This window comes from Paenibacillus etheri, assembly GCF_001012825.1.
Classification (GTDB): Bacteria; Bacillota; Bacilli; order Paenibacillales; family Paenibacillaceae; genus Paenibacillus_AQ; species Paenibacillus_AQ etheri.
Map to the genome: position 1 here is coordinate 96,089 of NZ_LCZJ02000017.1, position 18,302 is coordinate 114,390.

Below are 18,302 nucleotides of genomic sequence, written 5' to 3' on the forward strand. Positions count from 1 at the left end.
TTGGCTTCATCAAATTGATAGGAAGGAGAATGAAGATGAGGACCCGGAGCCAAGGCCATCGCTGATCTTTTGCTTGCCTATGAGTTATATCCATCCGCTTTTGTAAGCGCTGTCACGATACCTGAAAGTGATGGCCATATGCCAGATGTACTGCTTGAATGCAAAGTGGAGCTGGATTGGTTGTTCAAAATGCAGGACTATAGAACAGGTGGAGTGTACCACAAACTGACTACGTTGAGCTTTCCTGACCTGGATGTGATGCCTGAGGATGATGCAGCAGATCTATATTTCTCACCGGTGTCAGCCACCGCCACTGGAGATTTTGCTGGAGTCATGGCTATGGCAGCACGGATGTATGAGCCCTTTGACTCAGTCTATGCGAAGAAATGTCTGGATGCCGCAACACTAGCTTGGGAATGGCTTGTTCAACATCCAGATGCACCAGGGTTTACGAATCCGCCAGAAATTAGCACCGGAGAATATGGAGATGGGAACGACAAGGATGAGCGGTATTGGGCAGCTGCGGAGCTTTATCGTACGACGGGGAAAGAAGAATATCATGAAGCTGTTCTACAGCTGGCGCAGTTGTCTTTTTCAAAATCCAGTCTAGGCTGGGCAGATATGGGGGGCTATGGCACACTTGCGTATCTGTTAAATGGTGGAGACCAAGCAGACCGTGCGTTGTATGCTTCTTTAAAAGAAGGGCTTCTAGATGAAGGGGAACGGTTAGTAGAACAGAGTCGTGAGGATGGCTATAGGATCTCCTTAAAAGAGGACGACTATATTTGGGGTAGCAATATGCTCGTAATGAACAATGCGATGCTGCTGCTGCTGGCTGAATATTTTAGTGGCGATTCGAGATTTGCAGACTGTGCGCTAGATCATTTGCACTATCTGATGGGGCGCAACATACTGGATATCAGTTATGTTACCGGATTTGGCAATCGTCCAGTGATGCATCCGCATCATCGTCCATCTGTTGGTGACCATGTGGTTGATCCTGTGCCGGGTCTTGTATCTGGGGGGCCAGATCGTGGGCTTTATGATGAATATGTAGTAGAACATCTACAGGGCAAACCAGCCGCTCAGTGTTTTGCCGATCATGAACTTAGTTATTCTACGAATGAGGTAACGATCTACTGGAATTCACCAGCAGTGTTCGTTACGGCTCGGTTTAATCAATAATTTCAATTCACTGAAGGGAAAAGCGTATCTCTTAGAGAGGATGCCTTTCTCTTTTTTTGTTAGCTAAAATGCTATAATACGAAGTAGTATGATATTTTTGCGCGTGGCAAAAGGAGGTAAGGCATTGAGCAGTATTTTTGAAATTCAAGGACTTGCAAAATTGAACTGGAAAAGCAGCGATCAAGCTACGAAATATCTATTATCGGACATTTCCGCAGAAATATCTGAATCGGACCGGATCGCTTTGATTGGTGCCTCAGGTCAAGGTAAAAGCACACTCCTTAGAATAATGGCTCTGCTGGATGCTCCGGATGAAGGGGATATGCTTGTCAATGGCACTTCATTTAAAAGCATGGATTCAAGGCTGTGGAGAATGAAAATCGGTTTTGTGGCTCAACAAGCGGTTATGTTGCCTGGTAGTGTGGAGGATAACCTAAGAACCGTCAGCAAGCTGCATGATAGACCTTATGATCTTAAACTTGTAGAAAGACTGTTAGAACAACTAGGGTTGGAACAACTGGATTTAAGTAAAAAAGCGACAGATTGCTCTGGCGGTGAGAAGCAGCGGATATCCCTGATTCGGTCATTGCTGCTGCGACCTAATGTTCTACTGCTCGATGAAATTACTGCATCACTAGACATTGACAGTACTCAAAGGGTTGAGGATCTGCTAGAACAGTGGCATAAAGAAGAAGGGACTTCAATGATTTGGGTGACCCATGACCTTAAACAGGCTAGCCGAATTAGCACTACCACATGGTTTATGGGGAAAGGTAAGCTGGAACAACACTTGAGTGAATCTTTTTTTGCTGAATCTGCGGAAGCTTTGGCCAAAAGGTTTGTTCGACCGTTAGAAGGAGCGTCATTTATATGAGTTATACTGCATTGAGTTTTACGCTATTGTTTGTGTTAGGGACGATGTTGGTCTCGGTTTGGCAAAAGCTCGGACTCGAAAAAGACATTATTGTAGGCACCATAAGGTCGGCGATTCAATTGCTTGCGGTCGGATATGTACTGCAATTTATTTTTAAAACCGATCAGATGATCTATGTTATTTTGATTATTATCTTCATGATAAGCGTAGCCGCATGGAATGCAGCGAAAAGAGGGAAAGGGCTACGTGGATTAGTCTGGAGAATTGGACTTGCGATCGCTACTATGGAATTTCTCATGATGGGCATTCTCCTTGGCTTACATATTATTGAGGCGACCCCACAATATATCATTCCAATTAGTGGCATGACCATTGGTAGCGCTATGGTTGTCTCGGGTTTGTTCATTAACCATATCAAGCACGAAATACAGCAGAGCAAAGGGGAAATCGAGACCCTGCTGTCACTAGGTGCAACGGTTCCACAGGCGATCCATGAAGTTAGAAAAAGATCTGTGAAATTCAGTATGATCCCAACCATCGACGGAATGAAGACAGTAGGACTTGTCCAGCTTCCAGGTATGATGACGGGTATGATTATTGCAGGCGCAGATCCAGTAATCGCTGTTCGCTACCAGATTCTGATTGTGTTCTCATTCACCGCTTCAGCAGCTATAACAAGTATACTGCTTAGTGTGCTGAGCTACCGACTCTTTTTCACACCGGACCTACGGCTTAAGCAATCGGTAGAACTATAATAGAATTCTATTTCTCACAAGCGATTCCGTCATTATAGAGCTCTTTGAATACATAAAAGTTAGCGATGACGGGGAATAATTAGAATTCAATTCACAAGTGGTGAAAAAGCTATCTATGAGGTGATTCTAATTAGCACAAAGAAATTGGCGGTCGCCCTAATCGCTGGCGTATTGCTTTTGCCAGGAATCGCAATAGGTGCGCCATATAACGGAACGGTAATCCAGTCTAATGGAAAGCTACTCTCAGCAATGCCTTTGCCAGCCCCCGAGTCTAAACGAATTATATTGCCAACAGCATTTCAAGCGGCTGAGCTATACGGGTTCGGTTTGCAGCACCGGAATGCGTCGATTCAATATTCGATCTTCTCCAAAGAACTTAAAAAGGTGATGTATCCGCAGTTTGTTGAACTGAACTGGGTAACTGGCGTATCCAGCCCATGGATCACAAAGTACGAAGTGACTAAAGAAACAGTAATTGACCCGAATTCAGAGGTCATAGAAATGCGCATAGATTCCGCAACCTCAAATGGTCCTGAACCCTCCATGCTACTGACGATCTCACTTGTTAAAGATCATAATAGCTGGGTGATTACCGGAGTGAAGCCGAATCCTTAAATGTTGTTATGTGGAGAATTGGAATAAGAGCAAGCGTGATAGGGAACGTCCCCATTCGCTTGCTCTTTTTATTGTCTGACTGAATTATTCTACTTTTCGTTCCTAATCTCTCCCTGCCTTGACCATCAACTCTGCCATCATTTTTGGCTCGGTTCGGACAGTGGTCATATGATCACCTTTGCCCTCGATGAAGCGGAAGACGCCTAAATGACTGGACTGAGTCGGATGAAATCCATATGGGCCTTGTGGGATGGCCGTGTCTTCCGTCAGATAAAGATAACTTTTAGGGATTTGGAGACTGTAAAATTTCTTGAGATCTAGCTTTTCGAATAATGGAGTAGCTGGTTCAGGTGGAGCTTGTTTATAAAAGGTTTGTGCTTGCGCAAGACTTGCAGTGTTTACGAATGTATCCCGGAAGAGCGGGAAAGGAAGCGTTATGGTGTTATTGCCGGAAGCGTCTCTTAGCTGTTCAAAAAATTTAAGCGAATCAGCCGGAAACTGGTCCGCCACACTTTGCCCGTCCAGCGGTACAAAGGCATCGAAGAACACGATCCGTTTGATCCGATCAGGGACTTGCTGGGAAACCGTTTGGATGACGGATCCCCCAAAGCTATGTCCGAGCAGAATGAAATCCTTCAAGTCTTTTTGTTTGATGTAGTCGACAACGGACTTTGTGATTTGCTCATGCGTTACGTTAGTATTCTTATCCGCGCCATGTCCGGCATATTCCGGCGTGTAGACGGTGTGCCCTAACTTACGAAGCTCGGCTGCTGTTTCATCCCAAAAACCTGCTGTAGCCCAAGACCCATGAATTAGAACAAAGGTTAATGGAGTTTGTTTGGTAGATGATTTGTGGTCAGCGGCTGCAACCGCCGAGTGTTGATTGATAGGCAGTAAACCAATAATAGAGAAAAAAGTGATACATAACGCTAATACTATTTTAGTGTGAATCGATTTCATACTTTGCCTCCTGTAGTGTGAGAATTTAACACTATAGAGGATACCCCGTTTAACAGGGAAAGATGAATTTTTAATGGAGTCAGTGGATCTCCGGCACCTAGGCATAGGCAAACGCATATGTTGTTCTAGGGAATTCAAAATTTATAGGAACAGAAGGGTAGGAATAAACAGTGACTTCATACATGGACTATACGTCCCCTGATACACAATTCACTTTCGATGTGAACACTAACACTCTATTTAAAAAGGATGCCCACAACTTCATCAATATGCTATCAGTTAAGCAGTTGAACACACTGGAGAATACTTCGCTTCTTGATATTTTTCTTAATAAATCGAATGTGGTGGAACCCCATTATCATCAAAATGCGGCAGAGCTTGTCTATTGTATCTGCGGTTCAGCAGTAGTGTCCTTAATCAATCCATTTACAAATGAACTTTTGCATTTCCCGATTTGTCCCGGTCAAGTGGCGAACGTACCGCAAGCTTGGTGGCATTATGAGGTAGCAACCTCCGATAATACACATTTACTTGCGATTTTTAATGCCCCTATTCCAGAGGTTATCTTAGGCTCGGATATCCTGAGCAAAACTCCTGCGAATGTATTGGCTCATACTTACTGTTTGAATGAAGCCTTGGTAAAGGAAGCATTGGCTCCGATTAAACCGGGAACCTTCATTGGCCCGCCTGCCGACTGCTGTGAGGAAGATAAAGTAAAGGGAGTCAGTAATATGGCTCCAAATATGGCTCCAAATATGAATATGCATGCAAATATGAAACCTAACATGCATCCGAACATGCATCAAAATATGCAGCCTAACATGCAGCCATATGCTCATATACAAGCTCAACCCATCCCGATATCTTCACAAATGCCCCAAGCAATACAGGCATTCACATATCAGCCTTATCCAATGCAAGGATACTACAATCAAGGCTATGAACAGCATTATCGCCAACAGCCTTATGTACAACAACAGCCGAATTATCAATATTCGAATAATCAAGAGTAACTACACAAAAAACCTCCCGAGATTAAATTTCTCGGGAGGTTTACTTGTTATGGCTTAAGATACATGGACAAGTACTCTGCCTCGTGTGTTTCCTTGCAGAATATCTTCCAATGCTTGTGGCAATTCATTTAAGGTTACTTCACGATCTACAAGGTTCTCAAGCTGTGCAGGCTTCAGATCAGTTGCCATCCGTGTCCACGCCTTTTCGCGAAGCTCAGCAGGGCACTCTACGGAATCAATGCCGAGCAGGTTAACCCCCCGAAGAATAAATGGAAGGACGGTAGTTGGAACAGAAGTACCTCCGGTCAGGCCACTTGCAGCAACAGAACCTCTGTAGGATATTTTACTCAAAATCGCGGCAAGTGAGTTCCCGCCAACAGAATCTACAGCTCCTTGCCAACATTGTTTGTCTAAAGGTTTGGTTGAACTGCCAGTAACATCTTCGCGTGAAATGACCTCTTCCGCACCAAGAGCTTTTAGATAGTCGTTAGCTCGGGTATTACCAGTGCTGGCCACTACGCTATAGCCTTTTGTGCTAAGCATGGCGATAGCTGATCCACCCACACCTCCGGTTGCTCCCGTTACGAGCACCTTTCCTTTGTCCGGCGATAAGTCATGGTCTTCTAGCGCTAGAATGGACAAGGCAGCAGTTAATCCAGCTGTACCATAGATCATAGCTTCTCTTAGTGTAAGTCCTTCCGGTAGCGGGATGATCCAATCGGAGGGAATACGCGTGTATTCGCTATACCCTCCAAAGTGTGATACACCAATACCATACCCTGTTGCAATAACTTGCTGCCCTTCATGAAACCGCTCGTCAGTGGAAGACACGACAATACCGGATAAGTCGATGCCAGGAATAAAAGGGTAAGATCTTACAATTTTCCCGTTAGGGATACTGGCTAATCCGTCTTTATAGTTCACGCTGGAGTATGCAACCTTAATTACAACTTCTCCTGCGGGTAGTTCTTCTAAGGTAACCGGCTTAACAGCGACGGAGAACGATGATTCTGCTTTGTCGACAACTAATGCTTGAAACGATTCTGTCATAAGTGTAAGCTCCTTCAACTACGTTATAGGTAAGACATGTATATACTATTTATTCTGCTCAGTCAACTTGTCATTGTCTATGATATAACGCAAGCTAAGTGGATGACGCTTAAATTGTGAATTGTAACATTATAATCAAACTCTCCATATTATTTGTACAGTGGACATGTTAAGTTCAGACTGCTGGTATATAACTTTTTTTGAAGGAGAATTGTTGAAATGTCTACTATAAAATTAGTCCTTGAGCATGATATCGAGCCGTATTTAGATCTCTTAGCAGAGGTTGAACATATCCATCTGGATAGAAACAATCCTAACCATGAGCAGTGGCTGAGACGCCGCATACAATCACATTTTCAGCGGGGGGCATTGTTTTATGCCTATCATGAGAATGAACAAGATGATGCTTTTGGTATTGTTGCCGTTCTGCATGAGGAGGCGCCAATTGGCATTCCCGCGCTCGGAGCTAGAGCTGAAGTCCTAGACATTGGAGTAAGTAAAGATCATCGTAGAAAAGGAATAGGAGGTATTTTACTACAGCATGTAGAAAAGGTTGTTAAGAGTAGGGGAGCTTACTGTTTACTTATGATGACCTATGCAGAAGATTATGATGTGATTGCTTTTTACGGTAAAAATGGCTTTGTGCCCGTCGCTACAATCCCTGATGTATTTGGTCCGGATGCGGAAGGGAATACTATCTTAAGAAAAATACTAAGGTGATCTATTCAATAGGATGAAAGTTTGTTTAAATGGTATAGTATAGTGTATTTGAAATCTTAGGGTTGAAGAAAGAGAGGCTAATTCATGGCTATTGCAACAACGATGATTGTCAGGCTCGAAATTCGGAAATCGGTTGCTTCTTTTGGTGATGTTGCTTCAGGAATTGCCACTGCAGGCGGAGATATCGTCGCTATTGACGTGATTCGTGCAGGTAAGGATGTAACAACTCGAGATATAACAATAAACGTGCAAGATGCCTCGAATGGAGAAATGATGTCTATACTATCGAAGATGCCAGGAGTCAAAGTAATCAATGTATCAGATCGAACTTTTCTAGCTCATCTTGGTGGAAAAATTGAAATCACACCTAAAATGCCTATCAAAAATCGGGAGGATTTATCGCTGGTGTATACGCCGGGAGTTGCCCGAGTGTGTACGGCGATTGCCGAAGATCCGAACAAAGCCTACTCCTTGACGATGAAGCGGAATACAGTAGCCGTTGTTACAGACGGTACGGCTGTACTTGGACTAGGGGATATTGGACCGGAGGCGGCTATGCCTGTTATGGAAGGTAAGGCTATGCTGTTTAAGCAATTGGCGAACATCGATGCTTTTCCACTATGCTTAAATACCAAAGATCCAGATGAAATCATTAATATCGTAAAAGCAGTGTCCCCTGGATTTGGGGGAATCAATTTAGAAGATATCAGTTCTCCGCGCTGTTTCGAGATTGAACGTCGGCTTGCCGAAGAGCTGGATATTCCGGTATTTCATGATGATCAGCATGGTACATCTGTTGTAGTTTTGGCAGGTCTTTTGAATGCACTTAAAGTAGTAAATAAATCTATCGAGGATGTTCGAATTGTCGTTGTGGGTATAGGTGCGGCTGGGGTATCCATCTGTAATATGCTTCTGGCTGCAGGAGCTCGCAACATCTATGCGGTAGATCGTGATGGTGTTCTTAGAAAAAATCTTCAGTATGATAATCAGGAATGGCGGAAGCTAGCGGATGCAACTAACCCGGAAGGTATTGAAGGTGGACTGACGGAGGTTATGCAGGGAGCAGATGTCTTTATTGGGGTCTCACGTGGTGGGATTCTATCCGTCGATCATCTCAAAAGTATGGCCAGCGATAACATTGTGTTTGCAATGGCTAATCCGACACCGGAGATTGAACCAGAATTGGCCGAGCCTTTTGTTCGCGTGTTAGCGACAGGCAGAAGTGACTATCCGAATCAGATTAACAATGTTTTGTGTTTTCCGGGTATCTTCCGTGGTGCACTGGATTGCAGAGCTAAAACAGTGAACCTTGAAATGAAGCTAGCCGCGGCAAAAGCGATTGCTTCAGTCGTTCATCCGGATGAGGTAAATGAGCAATACGTAATCCCAAGTATTTTTAACGAAAAAGTGGTAGAGTTAGTGCGGCTGGCAGTGATCCATGCAGCTATTGCAACGGATGTGGCCCGCCGGATCCCTAAGGATATTGCTAAAGATATGGAATAAGGCGATACTATAAATGGACTGCTTTGCTTAGTGAGAGAGCAGTCTATTTTTTTATACATTGACACATAACTGAGAGTCGTATCATAATTAGGGCTAAAGTATTTATTCCCATTTTAGTAAAGTGGCTGATATAATCACTATAATGTATGAGATGAATGAATTGAGATTGATGCATTGATATGTAGAAAGGGCATCCAAGTGGGTGCCCTTAAATTTTTCCTCTAGAATGACTAGTTTTATGATAAGGGTTAAATTAATTTAGAAGTGGTGAATTCATGAAAGAGTTTTACAGTCAAGTGAATCGAAAAATCTATTACATTGTAATGTTATTAAACATTATTCTTATGATATCTGGATTAATACTAGCTACATCAGAGTTGAATGCGATTGATTTTGGTTACATTGTACATTTTTTGTGTGTAATGTTTCTATCGGTTTGTTTATGGATCTATCCAAAGTATGAGACACATACCTTTAGAAAGATCATCATTCTTTTTGGATTTGCTTACTTCTATACCCTTTTCTTTTTATATCCTCAAACTTGGTCCACCTATATTTTGATTTGTCTTATTCCCGCACTTTCTATTCTATTTTTCGATTTAAAATTGTTCTACTTTTCCTTTATTATAAATGGAATATTAATGGTAATTACATTTAGTTATGTCATCTTTATTGATGAAGGTGAATTATATACTTATTTACATCATGACATTGTAGGCAACATTATAAATATAATAGCTGTTCAAGCGTTATTATTTTTCATATTTCATTTATCATTTAAACGGATGAAAAAGCAGCAACTGTACTATGAACAATTACAGCAATCTGAGCGTTTAAAGATGGTAGGACAATTAACAGCTGCTGTTGCGCATGAAATTAGAAATCCAATAACAGTGGTTAGAGGTTTTTTGCAATTGTTCAAAGAAGACACCTCATTTGATAATACTAAGAAAAGTAAGTTCAACTTAATGATTGATGAATTAAACACAGTAGAACAGATAATCTCTCAATTTCTAACCCTATCCAAACCAAATGGAGATCAAAGACTCGAGAAAGTAGATGTGAAGGATGTTCTTCAAAGTGTTGCGGGTCTGCTTCATTCCTATGCCATGCTATCTGATAATCAAATCGATATAAAGGTAGAGGAAGATTGCTTTATTTCTATTAATAAAATTGAGTTTAAGCAGTTACTCATTAATATTATAAAAAATGCGCTGGAAGCTTCAGAAGTAGGTAAATCCGTTTCAGTCACAGCAAATAGAAATAATAATTTTATCGAGATCATGATCACGGATGAAGGAAGTGGAATGTCCGAAGCAGAGGTTAAGTCGCTTGGCACACCTTTTTATTCATTAAAAAGTAATGGAACCGGTTTAGGGTTAATGATTTGCTTTAATATTGTAGAAAAATATGATGGGGAAATCTATTATAATAGCTCTAAAGGTAAGGGGACAACCGTTACTATTCGCTTTTTATCAGAATCGGGAGGGATCTATAATGATTAGGAAGCTATCCGTACTGATGCTGTCTGGAATGATGATAGTTCTTCTTGCTGCCTGCAATACAACTACGTATAAGCATAACTATACATTTTCAGGTGAAGGGGACGTATGGTCGGCAGAATATGTTCAAAAGGCAACGGAGAAGTTCATCGATAAAAAGGGTGAGAGACCAGATTATGAAACCTCGCAGCAATCTACCTTCGAACTTAAGTATAAAGGGGAACAAACAGATCTGGATAAGATCAATTCTTTTAAATATAGCTTCAAGGGAACATCGGGTGGAGGAAGTAACACCTTAGAAGATGCTAAGGGAGTAAGGAAAAGTGAGTTGAAGTCCGAGAGATCCGGTAGTGGGGCGTTCGAACATGAGGACTCTATCATTAAGGTCGTTGTTGAGTGGGATGGGCAGAAGGATGAATTTGAACTGAAGGTTCGTAAATAATGGAGCATATATGAAAAAGATTCTTAAATTAAAGAAAGCAGGTTGAACATTCATGGTCGTTATTAAAGAAATAGAATTGGAGTCTCTCCATGAGCTTGGTGAATTATATCAGGAGCTGATGAATCAACCTTCTGATCTCAATAAACTTGAACAAGTATTTAAAGTGATTAAGGCAGATCGTCGGTACATATTGTTGGGCGCTTTTGTGGATGGGGAGTTAATGGGGTCTTTGATGGGGATTGTCTGTCATGACCTAGTAGGGGATTGCAAGCCGTTTATGGTGATTGAAAATGTGGTAGTTTCATCGCGTGCCCGCCGTCAAGGTGTGGGCAAAAAACTGATGCTCGCCATAGAAGAAATAGCTCATGAGAGAGACTGTTTTTATATCATTTTAGTCTCTGGAGAAAAGCGGAAGGAAGCGCATGTTTTTTATGAATCGTTAGGGTATAGAGATGAGAAGGTGGAAGGGTACCGGAAACATCTAAGTTCCCATTAAAAGGAGGTCTTGAATTGCAAACATTCTTTCAATATAACTGGATAGTTCGTGAACAATGGTACGAGTGGTGTGAGAGTATTTCTGAGGAAGAGCTACTTGGGGCACGTACGGGTGGTGTAGGCAGTATATTGAAGACACTCTTCCATATTGTTGATGTGGAGTGGAGCTGGATTCAAGTGTTGCAAGGTAAACCGGATTTTCAGGAGGATTTCGAACATTACAAGTCTTTACAGCAGGTAAGAGAACTGGATGCGAAATTCCGGCCCGATGTGGAACCCTTTGTACTTTCGTGGCAAGAGGGTTTGGAGCACAATATTTTTGAGGATCACCTGGCGGATGGCCGGATCGTGACTGATACTTGGGGCGAAGTGATGCGCCATGTGATCGCTCATGAGATTCATCATGTCGGACAGTTGTCCGTCTGGGCAAGGGAAATCGGGAAGGAGCCAGTTTCTGCTAATTTGATTGGAAAAGGGCTCCGATGATTCTGCAATCGACTGGGCATTGCGTATATCACGAAGTACTGTCGCTGGAGAGCAGCGGCGGGAACCACAAATGACGAAGATCAACCCAACCCTGACTATTGAAGCTTACACCTCGGACAGAGGGTAGATAAGCAGTCTGGGTCGGTTTTTCATACAAGATGTGCAGATGATGCTCCTCAAGAAGACGGTTCTCGATAATACTAAAGCTCTCAGACCTAGCAACAGGATTTGGTTCCCTTGCAATTGTATAGAGCCAGCCTTCAATATCTGCCCGGGTATGTGGTTCTATATGCTGGGAGAGCGTAAGGTATAAATCAAATAAACGAAGCTGTTCATCCTCGTCTCGAAATAAAGAGAAAACAATCAGGTCAGATTCCAGCCGGACTGGGCCTTTGAATTCCTCTGGAGACACGGAAACAACCGTGCATGAATACCCTTGAAGCTCTAGCTTGGCAGCAATAAATTCAGCATCGCTAGCATATTGCGGAATGGTGGATATTTGCAGGGTGACTTCTTGATCTTCTATCGACTTATGCGTTACAGATGCTGAATCGTCTTTTAAACAAGATACGATCTTTGCCCGAAGAAGGGGATCGCTAAGCGGTCCTTTTTTTTGTGTATTGCAGGTAACAAATTTACGAATGTAGGACTCCGAATGAATCCGACTCCAAGACGAAGAATTGGTGGATGAAGGATTCTGAATCACATGAAAAGCCGAGCCTGTATCTGAGGAATCGGTCTCAGTATCCCACGGAACATATAGTATTTCGACTCGATCTAAATGGGCTCGTCCTTGAAAATAATAAGGGAACACCTCCAGCACACAAGTATCCTCATTCATGTCCACCACCTTAAATGGGCCTGTCCCCACCGGTCTGCGGCCAAAGCTAGGTTCGTCCATTCCTTCTAAATCACGCGGTACAATAGCAGCTCTGCTCGTACACAAAAAAGGGAGGAATAGCTCATTAGGCTGCTTAAGCGTAATTTGTACGGTAGATGGATTTAGCGCGGTTACCCGCTGGATTTCTTTGAAAATATAGCTATAGAGTGTTCGCTTAAAGGTTTGCATCAGCCGTCCCAAGGAGTAGACTACGTCTTTTGCTGTAAGTACTTTTCCGTGATGGAACAACACTTCCTTGCGGAGGAAAAAAGTCCAGATCGTACGGCTCTCATCGACTTCCCAGGCATGAGCAAGACTAGGCACAATCTTATCGCGTTCCCCGCTACGTCTCACTAATCCGTCGAAGACATGACTGGAAACAAAGGACTCTGCCAAAAGATTCATATGGAGTGGATCGAAGGTATGTAGCTGCTGAGTGATGGGAAGTCGTAGGGTATCGATTTGTTTGTCACTACGTATTTCGGAATGATGCCCAAAATAGGTCAGCAGCCAACCTTGTAATGTATCCTGCAGCGAGGAGGAGCTGGCATGGGTTTTGATGCCTTCAATGGCTTTGTGAACATCTTTACGGCTAATGGCCTGCATCATGGATTGCAGTGCAATTTCTTCAGAGGGGACAAGGAGCTGTAATAAGGAACGACTTCCCCGTCCACGCTTAGGCGTCCATTGAACCCATTCGAGTTGTATCATTTTATTCACAATGTGCATGGCATTACGATGTGTACATCCGAAGCTTGATGCTAGTTCATCCATCGTAACTGAGATTTCTGTCGCTCCCCCAAACTGAGAGTGTAGTTTTAAATATTGGCTGTGCAGCTTCATAGTTTAGATCCCTTCAGAAAATAGGAAATTATTAAAAAATTCTTTCTCTTTTTTTTCTTATTTTATCATTTAGAATAAGGATAAGAAAGTAAGAATATGGGGGTGTTTACCATGACCGATGGAACGGAGCTTAAGCTTAATCGATCACTTACCGCTTTAATTGTTGCCTTCTTACTGGCGATTGTTCATCAGTTGTTGTTCTACGGAAAGTTGCCGGGTGTATCTTATCCTATTTTTGTTTGTCTGTTTTATGTGTATATGCTTTATTACGCTAAGGCTAAACTGCGCAAACTAACTAAATTCAGTTACTTCTGGTTCGGAGCGATTTTTCTACTCTCGTTGACCTATGTGTTATTTCATAATCTGTTCTACTTTGGGTTGAACCTATTAGTAATCCCGGTGTTGATTTTATTACATATGACGTATTTGCTAAGTGATAAACGTCCCTCTTGGAGTCAGTTCACAATGCTTTGGGGTACGCTGGAGCATGTGATTCCGCAGAACTTTCGTCACTGGGGCACTGTGTTCAAGGACATCAAAAGAAGTAGTGAAAGTAAGGTGAAGGATGAGCGCAAGCAAGTGCTGGGGAAAGTGTTTACAGGACTTGCAATCTCATTTCCGATACTGCTTGTTGTGATCACCTTGCTTGCCTCGGCTGATGGCGTGTTTCATCATGTGCTAATTTGGCTGCCAAATTTGCTGGATCGAATTTCATTTGGCGAAATTATTGTGCGGACGCTGTGGATACTCCTGATGGGCATGGGATTTTTCGGATTAGTGTGGGGTTATGTAGATTCGAAGATCTATGACTGGAATGTGCAGCCTAAAGAGTATGGCCCTGTGCTGGCACCTGTCACCTTTAAGGTTGACCCAGTAATTATGACGACAATTCTTATAGCCATTAACACGGTATATGTTCTGTTCGTAATCGTCCAATTTTCTTACTTGTTTGGAGCTTGGGAAGGGATGGTACCAGAGGGTAGTTCTTATGCTGATTATGCTCGTAGTGGATTCTTCGAGCTTATTATGGTGACCGCGATTAATTTCGTGATTTTAATGCTGGCATTGGGATCGGTCGGAAAGAGAGGAGGGCTGCTCCAAAAAGTCATTAATATTCTGTTGTATATCTTGGTTGGCTGTTCAACTGTCATGTTGTATTCTGCCTATACTAGACTAACTCTATATGAAGAGGCGTATGGGTATACTACGATTCGATTCCTAGTTCATGCATTTATGATTTTTATGGGATTGTTATTGATTCTTGCAGCTGTACGTATAGCCGCTCCGCGTTTGCCGCTGGCAAAATGTTATATTGTGCTAGGTCTGGCCTCTTATGTTGTAATGAACTATATCGGGATGGATCTCATTATTGCGAATAAGAATATGGAGCGTTATGAGGTAAGCGGTAAGCTGGACGCAGATTATTTGGTCGGTTTGTCCCCGGAGGTCATCCCTTCACTGATTAAGTTCAGCCGTAAGGAAGACGGGATGCTGGATCAATTTTTGAAAAATGAATGGTGGGACGGTGCTCAAAGAGAGCGGAAGTGGCAGTCCTTTAATTTCCCGGAATATCGGGCACAGCGTGAGCTGGAGAAGTATTTTGCACAGTAAAGGTTAGAAGAAGGTGTGAGGACAGTGCGGAAGAAGCCATTTAGTAAAGGCTGGTCATTTATCATCATTTTTATTACGGTAGGTTTAAGCTATGGAATCTATCATATTTATTTATACAATGCCCCAAGGCAAAGTCATTACTCGCGCGTATCCAGCAGTAATCTAGAACAGGAACGTCTGGGAGACATTCAGCTGCTTCAGAGCCTCGAATCGCTCACCCAGGCGCCTAAACCCCGAGACGATATTGAACGGTATCAATATTATAATTTGGATAACGAGACAACAGTAGCCACAGCGCGTGGTGATGATAAAATCATTCTAATCAGCGTCTATTCCGATCAGAAGATGAGCACTGCCAGAGGTATTCGCGTCGCGTCATCTGCAGACGATGTGATTGAAGCTTACGGCTCTTCTTATTATAAAAGAGGGGAACAAGGGGCTGATATTATCGGGTATGTGGATAAAATCAATCATCGGAGTTTAGAATTTTGGTTACAAGATCACAAAGTGAATATGATCCGATATAGTGTGGACTCAGTTGTGATGTAAGATATTTTAGGATATTGTTACAATTATAAACGCCTTCGGCGTCCTTATAAGGACGCCGAAGGCGTTTAAGCGAGAAATATAAGACATAAAGTATGTTGTGAAACTTATACTTTCTTATATTTTAAAAAAGGACATATGTCCTTTTTTTGTGGGGTATTCTAAATTACACTTATTTGAGCAAACAATAGAGGGGGCACCACATGCAAACAATAAATGACCGTGAAGCTGTCCGTGCCTTGGCAGTGAAGAACGGTCTGGACGGAATTTTTAGCCCGCTGGTAACGCATAGAATGGAGTTGAGACGTTATGCGGATGAAGAGAAGCTGTGTTTGGTTGGCGATCAATTGGATGGGATGTTCATATTGGTCGAGGGCAAGCTCAAAATTCAGACGCTGTTGCCAAACGGGAAGTCTATGCTGGTGCGGTTTACAAATCCGATATCTGTAATTGGGGATGTGGAGCTGCTTCATCGCTTTCCTGTTAAGAATCAAGTGGAGTCCGTGGGGGAGAGCTTGATTCTTTTTGCCGGGAGAAGATTACTGCTAAGAGAGCTTGAGGAAAATACAGCTTTGTTACGTTTTCTCGTAGGGGAACTTAGTCACAAATTGCATACGCTAGGCCAAGCCTCCGCACTTAACCTGTTGTATCCGGTGGAGAATCGATTTGCCAGTTATTTAATGTCTTTATTCGCCGATAAAAACGGTGACCGACGTGTGGAGGAGATTCGGACCTCTAGCCTTATAGAGACAGCAGAACTGCTTGGAACAAGCTATCGGCATCTTAATCGAATCGTACGTCGTTTTATTGATGAAGGAATTATTGCACGAAATCGTGGACGCTTAAGTGTACTGGATGAATCGAAGCTCGCTGAGCTGGCAAACGGAAATTTATACGAATAGACAGATGTTTGAAGACCATTATTTCCTGCCCAGAGGCGGAGTAATGGTCTTTTTTAAATACAAGAACTTTTATGTTTTACACTTTAAAATATCTTTATATTTCTCGCATGAACGTTTGCAGTCGAGTAACAGCAGGTGCAACAGAACGAATATCAGATATTATGGGTGAAGTGGCTTCGGGAACAGATAAACAGATGAATGATCTGCAGACCAATACCATTACAATCTCAGAAATATCGATAGGAATCGGTCAAATTGCCTCGCATCGATCTGCGTCGTTTGCTATTGCCGGAGATGAATCACTTCAGGCAGAAGGCAGCAGATGGAATCCATTAATCGATCCATACAATCTTTGTCACAGCAAGTTCAAGGCTTTGTGAATCGATCACAGGAAATTGGCAGTATTGTAACAGTCATATGATGAGCAGTATGAGTGAAGTAAGGGGAGGCATGGCATGTGTCGGCAGCATCACAAGAGCAAAGGGCTTCGGTGGAACAAATTGCTTCCTCTGCAAGCGAATTAAACTTAATGGCTCATGGACTACAGAGGTTGGTAGCTAGATTTAATGTATAGGGTGAGCTTCAGAGAGTTGAGGGGTAATCCCAGAGCTCTCTGGAGCTTTCTTTTTTAATTTGGTTGAACGTAAGATCCCACATACTAAGCATAGAAATCGCCATCGACGTCCACCTACCTATAACTTATATTATTACCATTATTAGTTAGTTTGTGGTCAACCTCTGGGTATTGATCAAAGACTTAGTGAAGTGAGAGTCAAGGATACTGGAGGACAGGCAGCTAATAATGAAGCGATTGTTAAGTCTCGTTGAAAACTATCAGGTCCATTTTAGGAGGCGAATGTCTATAACAATACTATTTTGAAAGCGTATTCTTATTAGCTGCATAGCTTCACAAAACTTTGGGAGGTGGTTCTCTAATGATAGCAGCTTCTAAAAAAATTACGGGTAAGACAGCAATAATGTATTTATTGATTGTAATATTATTTGTAGGTCAATTAGCATTATATCCCTCGGTGAGTTTAGCAGCGGGAAATTTAGCCCAAGGGAAGAGTATTACTTCAAGCACATTTGGTGATGTATATGTACCAGCTAATGCTAATGACAGCAACCAGGGAACGTATTGGGAAAGTGCAAGTAACGCATTCCCGCAATGGATAAAAGTGGACTTAGGTGACGTAAGCAACGTCAATCAGGTTGTTCTAAAACTGCCGACGAACTGGGAAACAAGAACTCAAACATTATCGGTACAGGGGAGCTCAGATGACTCTTCGTACACTAACTTAGCAGCCTCTGCTAATTACACCTTTAATCCAGCAAGCGGATCTAATACTGTAACCATTGACTTTACGGCTGCAAGCGTTAGATATGTTAAATTGAACTTTACAGCAAATACAGGATGGCCAGCAGCACAGTTATCGGAATTTGAGATTTATGGCAGCACAACGACACTCCCAACGACAGGATATGAAGCGGAGAACGCTGCTTTATCCGGTGGAGCAAAAATCAATACAGACCATACTGGTTATACCGGAACCGGATTTGTAGATGGCTATTTGACTCAAGGAGCAACGGCTGCCTTTAGTGTTAATGTTGCCTCTGCTGGAAACTATGATGCCGCATTGAAATATGCAAATGCTTCAGGCAGCACAAAAACAATAAGTATTTATGTAAACGGGACGAAAATAAAGCAAACTTCGCTTTTAAATCTGGCCAACTGGAACACATGGTCAACAAAGATTAAAACGCTTGCCTTGAATGCTGGCGCTAACACGATTACTTATAAATATGATGCAGGTGATACTGGAAACGTGAATCTGGACAACCTGATCCTTACTCCATCTTCAGCACCGACAGCAACACCAACCCCAACGGCAACGGCAACGGCAACCCCAACCCCAACCC

Annotated in this window: 18 protein-coding genes and 1 pseudogene; 16 read left to right on the top strand and 3 right to left on the bottom strand. The window is 42.5% G+C overall.

All coding sequences use genetic code 11. The features are described from left to right. The first annotated feature begins 69 nt into the window (after positions 1-69). From UQ64_RS05390 to UQ64_RS05405, 4 genes are all read left to right on the top strand, one after another. On the top strand, positions 70-1,185 hold the full coding sequence (locus tag UQ64_RS05390) for a glycoside hydrolase family 9 protein (protein WP_060622466.1): 1,116 nt from the start codon (positions 70-72) through the stop codon (positions 1,183-1,185). Positions 1,186-1,309: 124 nt separating this feature from the next. Continuing rightward, positions 1,310-2,059, top strand: a complete 750-nt coding sequence (locus tag UQ64_RS05395) for an ABC transporter ATP-binding protein (RefSeq protein WP_156417454.1) — start codon at positions 1,310-1,312, stop codon at positions 2,057-2,059. Then, the gene (locus UQ64_RS05400; protein WP_060622467.1) at positions 2,056-2,814 is read left to right on the top strand and encodes an ABC transporter permease; all 759 of its coding nucleotides are present in this window, start codon (positions 2,056-2,058) and stop codon (positions 2,812-2,814) included. The genes UQ64_RS05395 and UQ64_RS05400 overlap by 4 nt, the downstream gene beginning before the upstream one ends. 120 nt (positions 2,815-2,934) lie before the next feature. Then, on the top strand, positions 2,935-3,429 hold the full coding sequence (locus tag UQ64_RS05405) for a hypothetical protein (RefSeq protein ID WP_156417455.1): 495 nt from the start codon (positions 2,935-2,937) through the stop codon (positions 3,427-3,429). A 102-nt stretch (positions 3,430-3,531) separates the two neighbouring features. Here the strand turns inward: UQ64_RS05405 and UQ64_RS05410 are convergent, their stop codons facing one another. Then, complete coding sequence (locus UQ64_RS05410) at positions 3,532-4,389, bottom strand: alpha/beta hydrolase (RefSeq protein WP_060622469.1); 858 nt, start codon at positions 4,387-4,389, stop codon at positions 3,532-3,534. 170 nt (positions 4,390-4,559) lie between these two features. Here UQ64_RS05410 and UQ64_RS29880 point away from each other — a divergent pair. Continuing rightward, positions 4,560-5,147, top strand: a pseudogene (locus UQ64_RS29880) (cupin domain-containing protein); the annotation flags it as partial. Between the two features lie 309 nt (positions 5,148-5,456). On the opposite strand, the gene UQ64_RS05420 reads toward UQ64_RS29880, so the two are convergent. Continuing rightward, positions 5,457-6,452: an acrylyl-CoA reductase family protein gene (locus UQ64_RS05420; RefSeq protein ID WP_060622470.1), complete on the bottom strand. Its 996-nt coding sequence runs from the start codon at positions 6,450-6,452 to the stop codon at positions 5,457-5,459. Positions 6,453-6,671: 219 nt separating this feature from the next. Between UQ64_RS05420 and UQ64_RS05425 the strand changes: the two genes are divergently transcribed. From UQ64_RS05425 to UQ64_RS05450, 6 genes are all read left to right on the top strand, one after another. Beyond that, positions 6,672-7,172, top strand: coding sequence for a GNAT family N-acetyltransferase (locus tag UQ64_RS05425; RefSeq protein ID WP_060622471.1), 501 nt, complete (start codon positions 6,672-6,674; stop codon positions 7,170-7,172). Positions 7,173-7,256: 84 nt separating this feature from the next. Beyond that, the gene (locus UQ64_RS05430) at positions 7,257-8,675 is read left to right on the top strand and encodes an NAD-dependent malic enzyme (RefSeq protein WP_060622472.1); all 1,419 of its coding nucleotides are present in this window, start codon (positions 7,257-7,259) and stop codon (positions 8,673-8,675) included. A 641-nt stretch (positions 8,676-9,316) separates the two neighbouring features. After that, positions 9,317-10,180 (top strand): sensor histidine kinase, encoded by an 864-nt coding sequence (locus tag UQ64_RS05435; protein WP_245237863.1) that lies wholly within the window; start codon positions 9,317-9,319, stop codon positions 10,178-10,180. After that, the gene (locus UQ64_RS05440; RefSeq protein ID WP_060622474.1) at positions 10,173-10,619 is read left to right on the top strand and encodes a hypothetical protein; all 447 of its coding nucleotides are present in this window, start codon (positions 10,173-10,175) and stop codon (positions 10,617-10,619) included. The genes UQ64_RS05435 and UQ64_RS05440 overlap by 8 nt, the downstream gene beginning before the upstream one ends. 52 nt (positions 10,620-10,671) lie before the next feature. Continuing rightward, entirely contained in the window at positions 10,672-11,115 is a 444-nt protein-coding gene (locus tag UQ64_RS05445; protein WP_060622475.1) for a GNAT family N-acetyltransferase, read from the top strand. A 14-nt stretch (positions 11,116-11,129) separates the two neighbouring features. Then, on the top strand, positions 11,130-11,600 hold the full coding sequence (locus tag UQ64_RS05450; RefSeq protein WP_060622476.1) for a DinB family protein: 471 nt from the start codon (positions 11,130-11,132) through the stop codon (positions 11,598-11,600). A 28-nt stretch (positions 11,601-11,628) separates the two neighbouring features. On the opposite strand, the gene UQ64_RS05455 is transcribed toward UQ64_RS05450, so the two are convergent. After that, the gene (locus UQ64_RS05455) at positions 11,629-13,323 is read right to left on the bottom strand and encodes an ABC transporter substrate-binding protein (protein ID WP_060622477.1); all 1,695 of its coding nucleotides are present in this window, start codon (positions 13,321-13,323) and stop codon (positions 11,629-11,631) included. A 111-nt stretch (positions 13,324-13,434) separates the two neighbouring features. On the opposite strand from UQ64_RS05455, the gene UQ64_RS05460 reads away from it, so the two are divergent. The 5 genes from UQ64_RS05460 to UQ64_RS05480 form a co-directional block, all read left to right on the top strand. After that, entirely contained in the window at positions 13,435-14,934 is a 1,500-nt protein-coding gene (locus UQ64_RS05460) for a DUF4153 domain-containing protein (RefSeq protein ID WP_060622478.1), read from the top strand. A 24-nt stretch (positions 14,935-14,958) separates the two neighbouring features. Further along, positions 14,959-15,483 (top strand): hypothetical protein, encoded by a 525-nt coding sequence (locus UQ64_RS05465; protein ID WP_060622479.1) that lies wholly within the window; start codon positions 14,959-14,961, stop codon positions 15,481-15,483. Positions 15,484-15,683: 200 nt separating this feature from the next. Beyond that, on the top strand, positions 15,684-16,382 hold the full coding sequence (locus tag UQ64_RS05470) for a Crp/Fnr family transcriptional regulator (protein ID WP_060622480.1): 699 nt from the start codon (positions 15,684-15,686) through the stop codon (positions 16,380-16,382). Between the two features lie 71 nt (positions 16,383-16,453). Continuing rightward, the gene (locus UQ64_RS05475; protein ID WP_060622481.1) at positions 16,454-16,762 is read left to right on the top strand and encodes a hypothetical protein; all 309 of its coding nucleotides are present in this window, start codon (positions 16,454-16,456) and stop codon (positions 16,760-16,762) included. Positions 16,763-17,317: 555 nt separating this feature from the next. Continuing rightward, positions 17,318-18,302 (top strand): galactose-binding domain-containing protein (locus UQ64_RS05480; protein ID WP_156417456.1); only part of this gene is annotated, 985 nt, incomplete at its 3' end.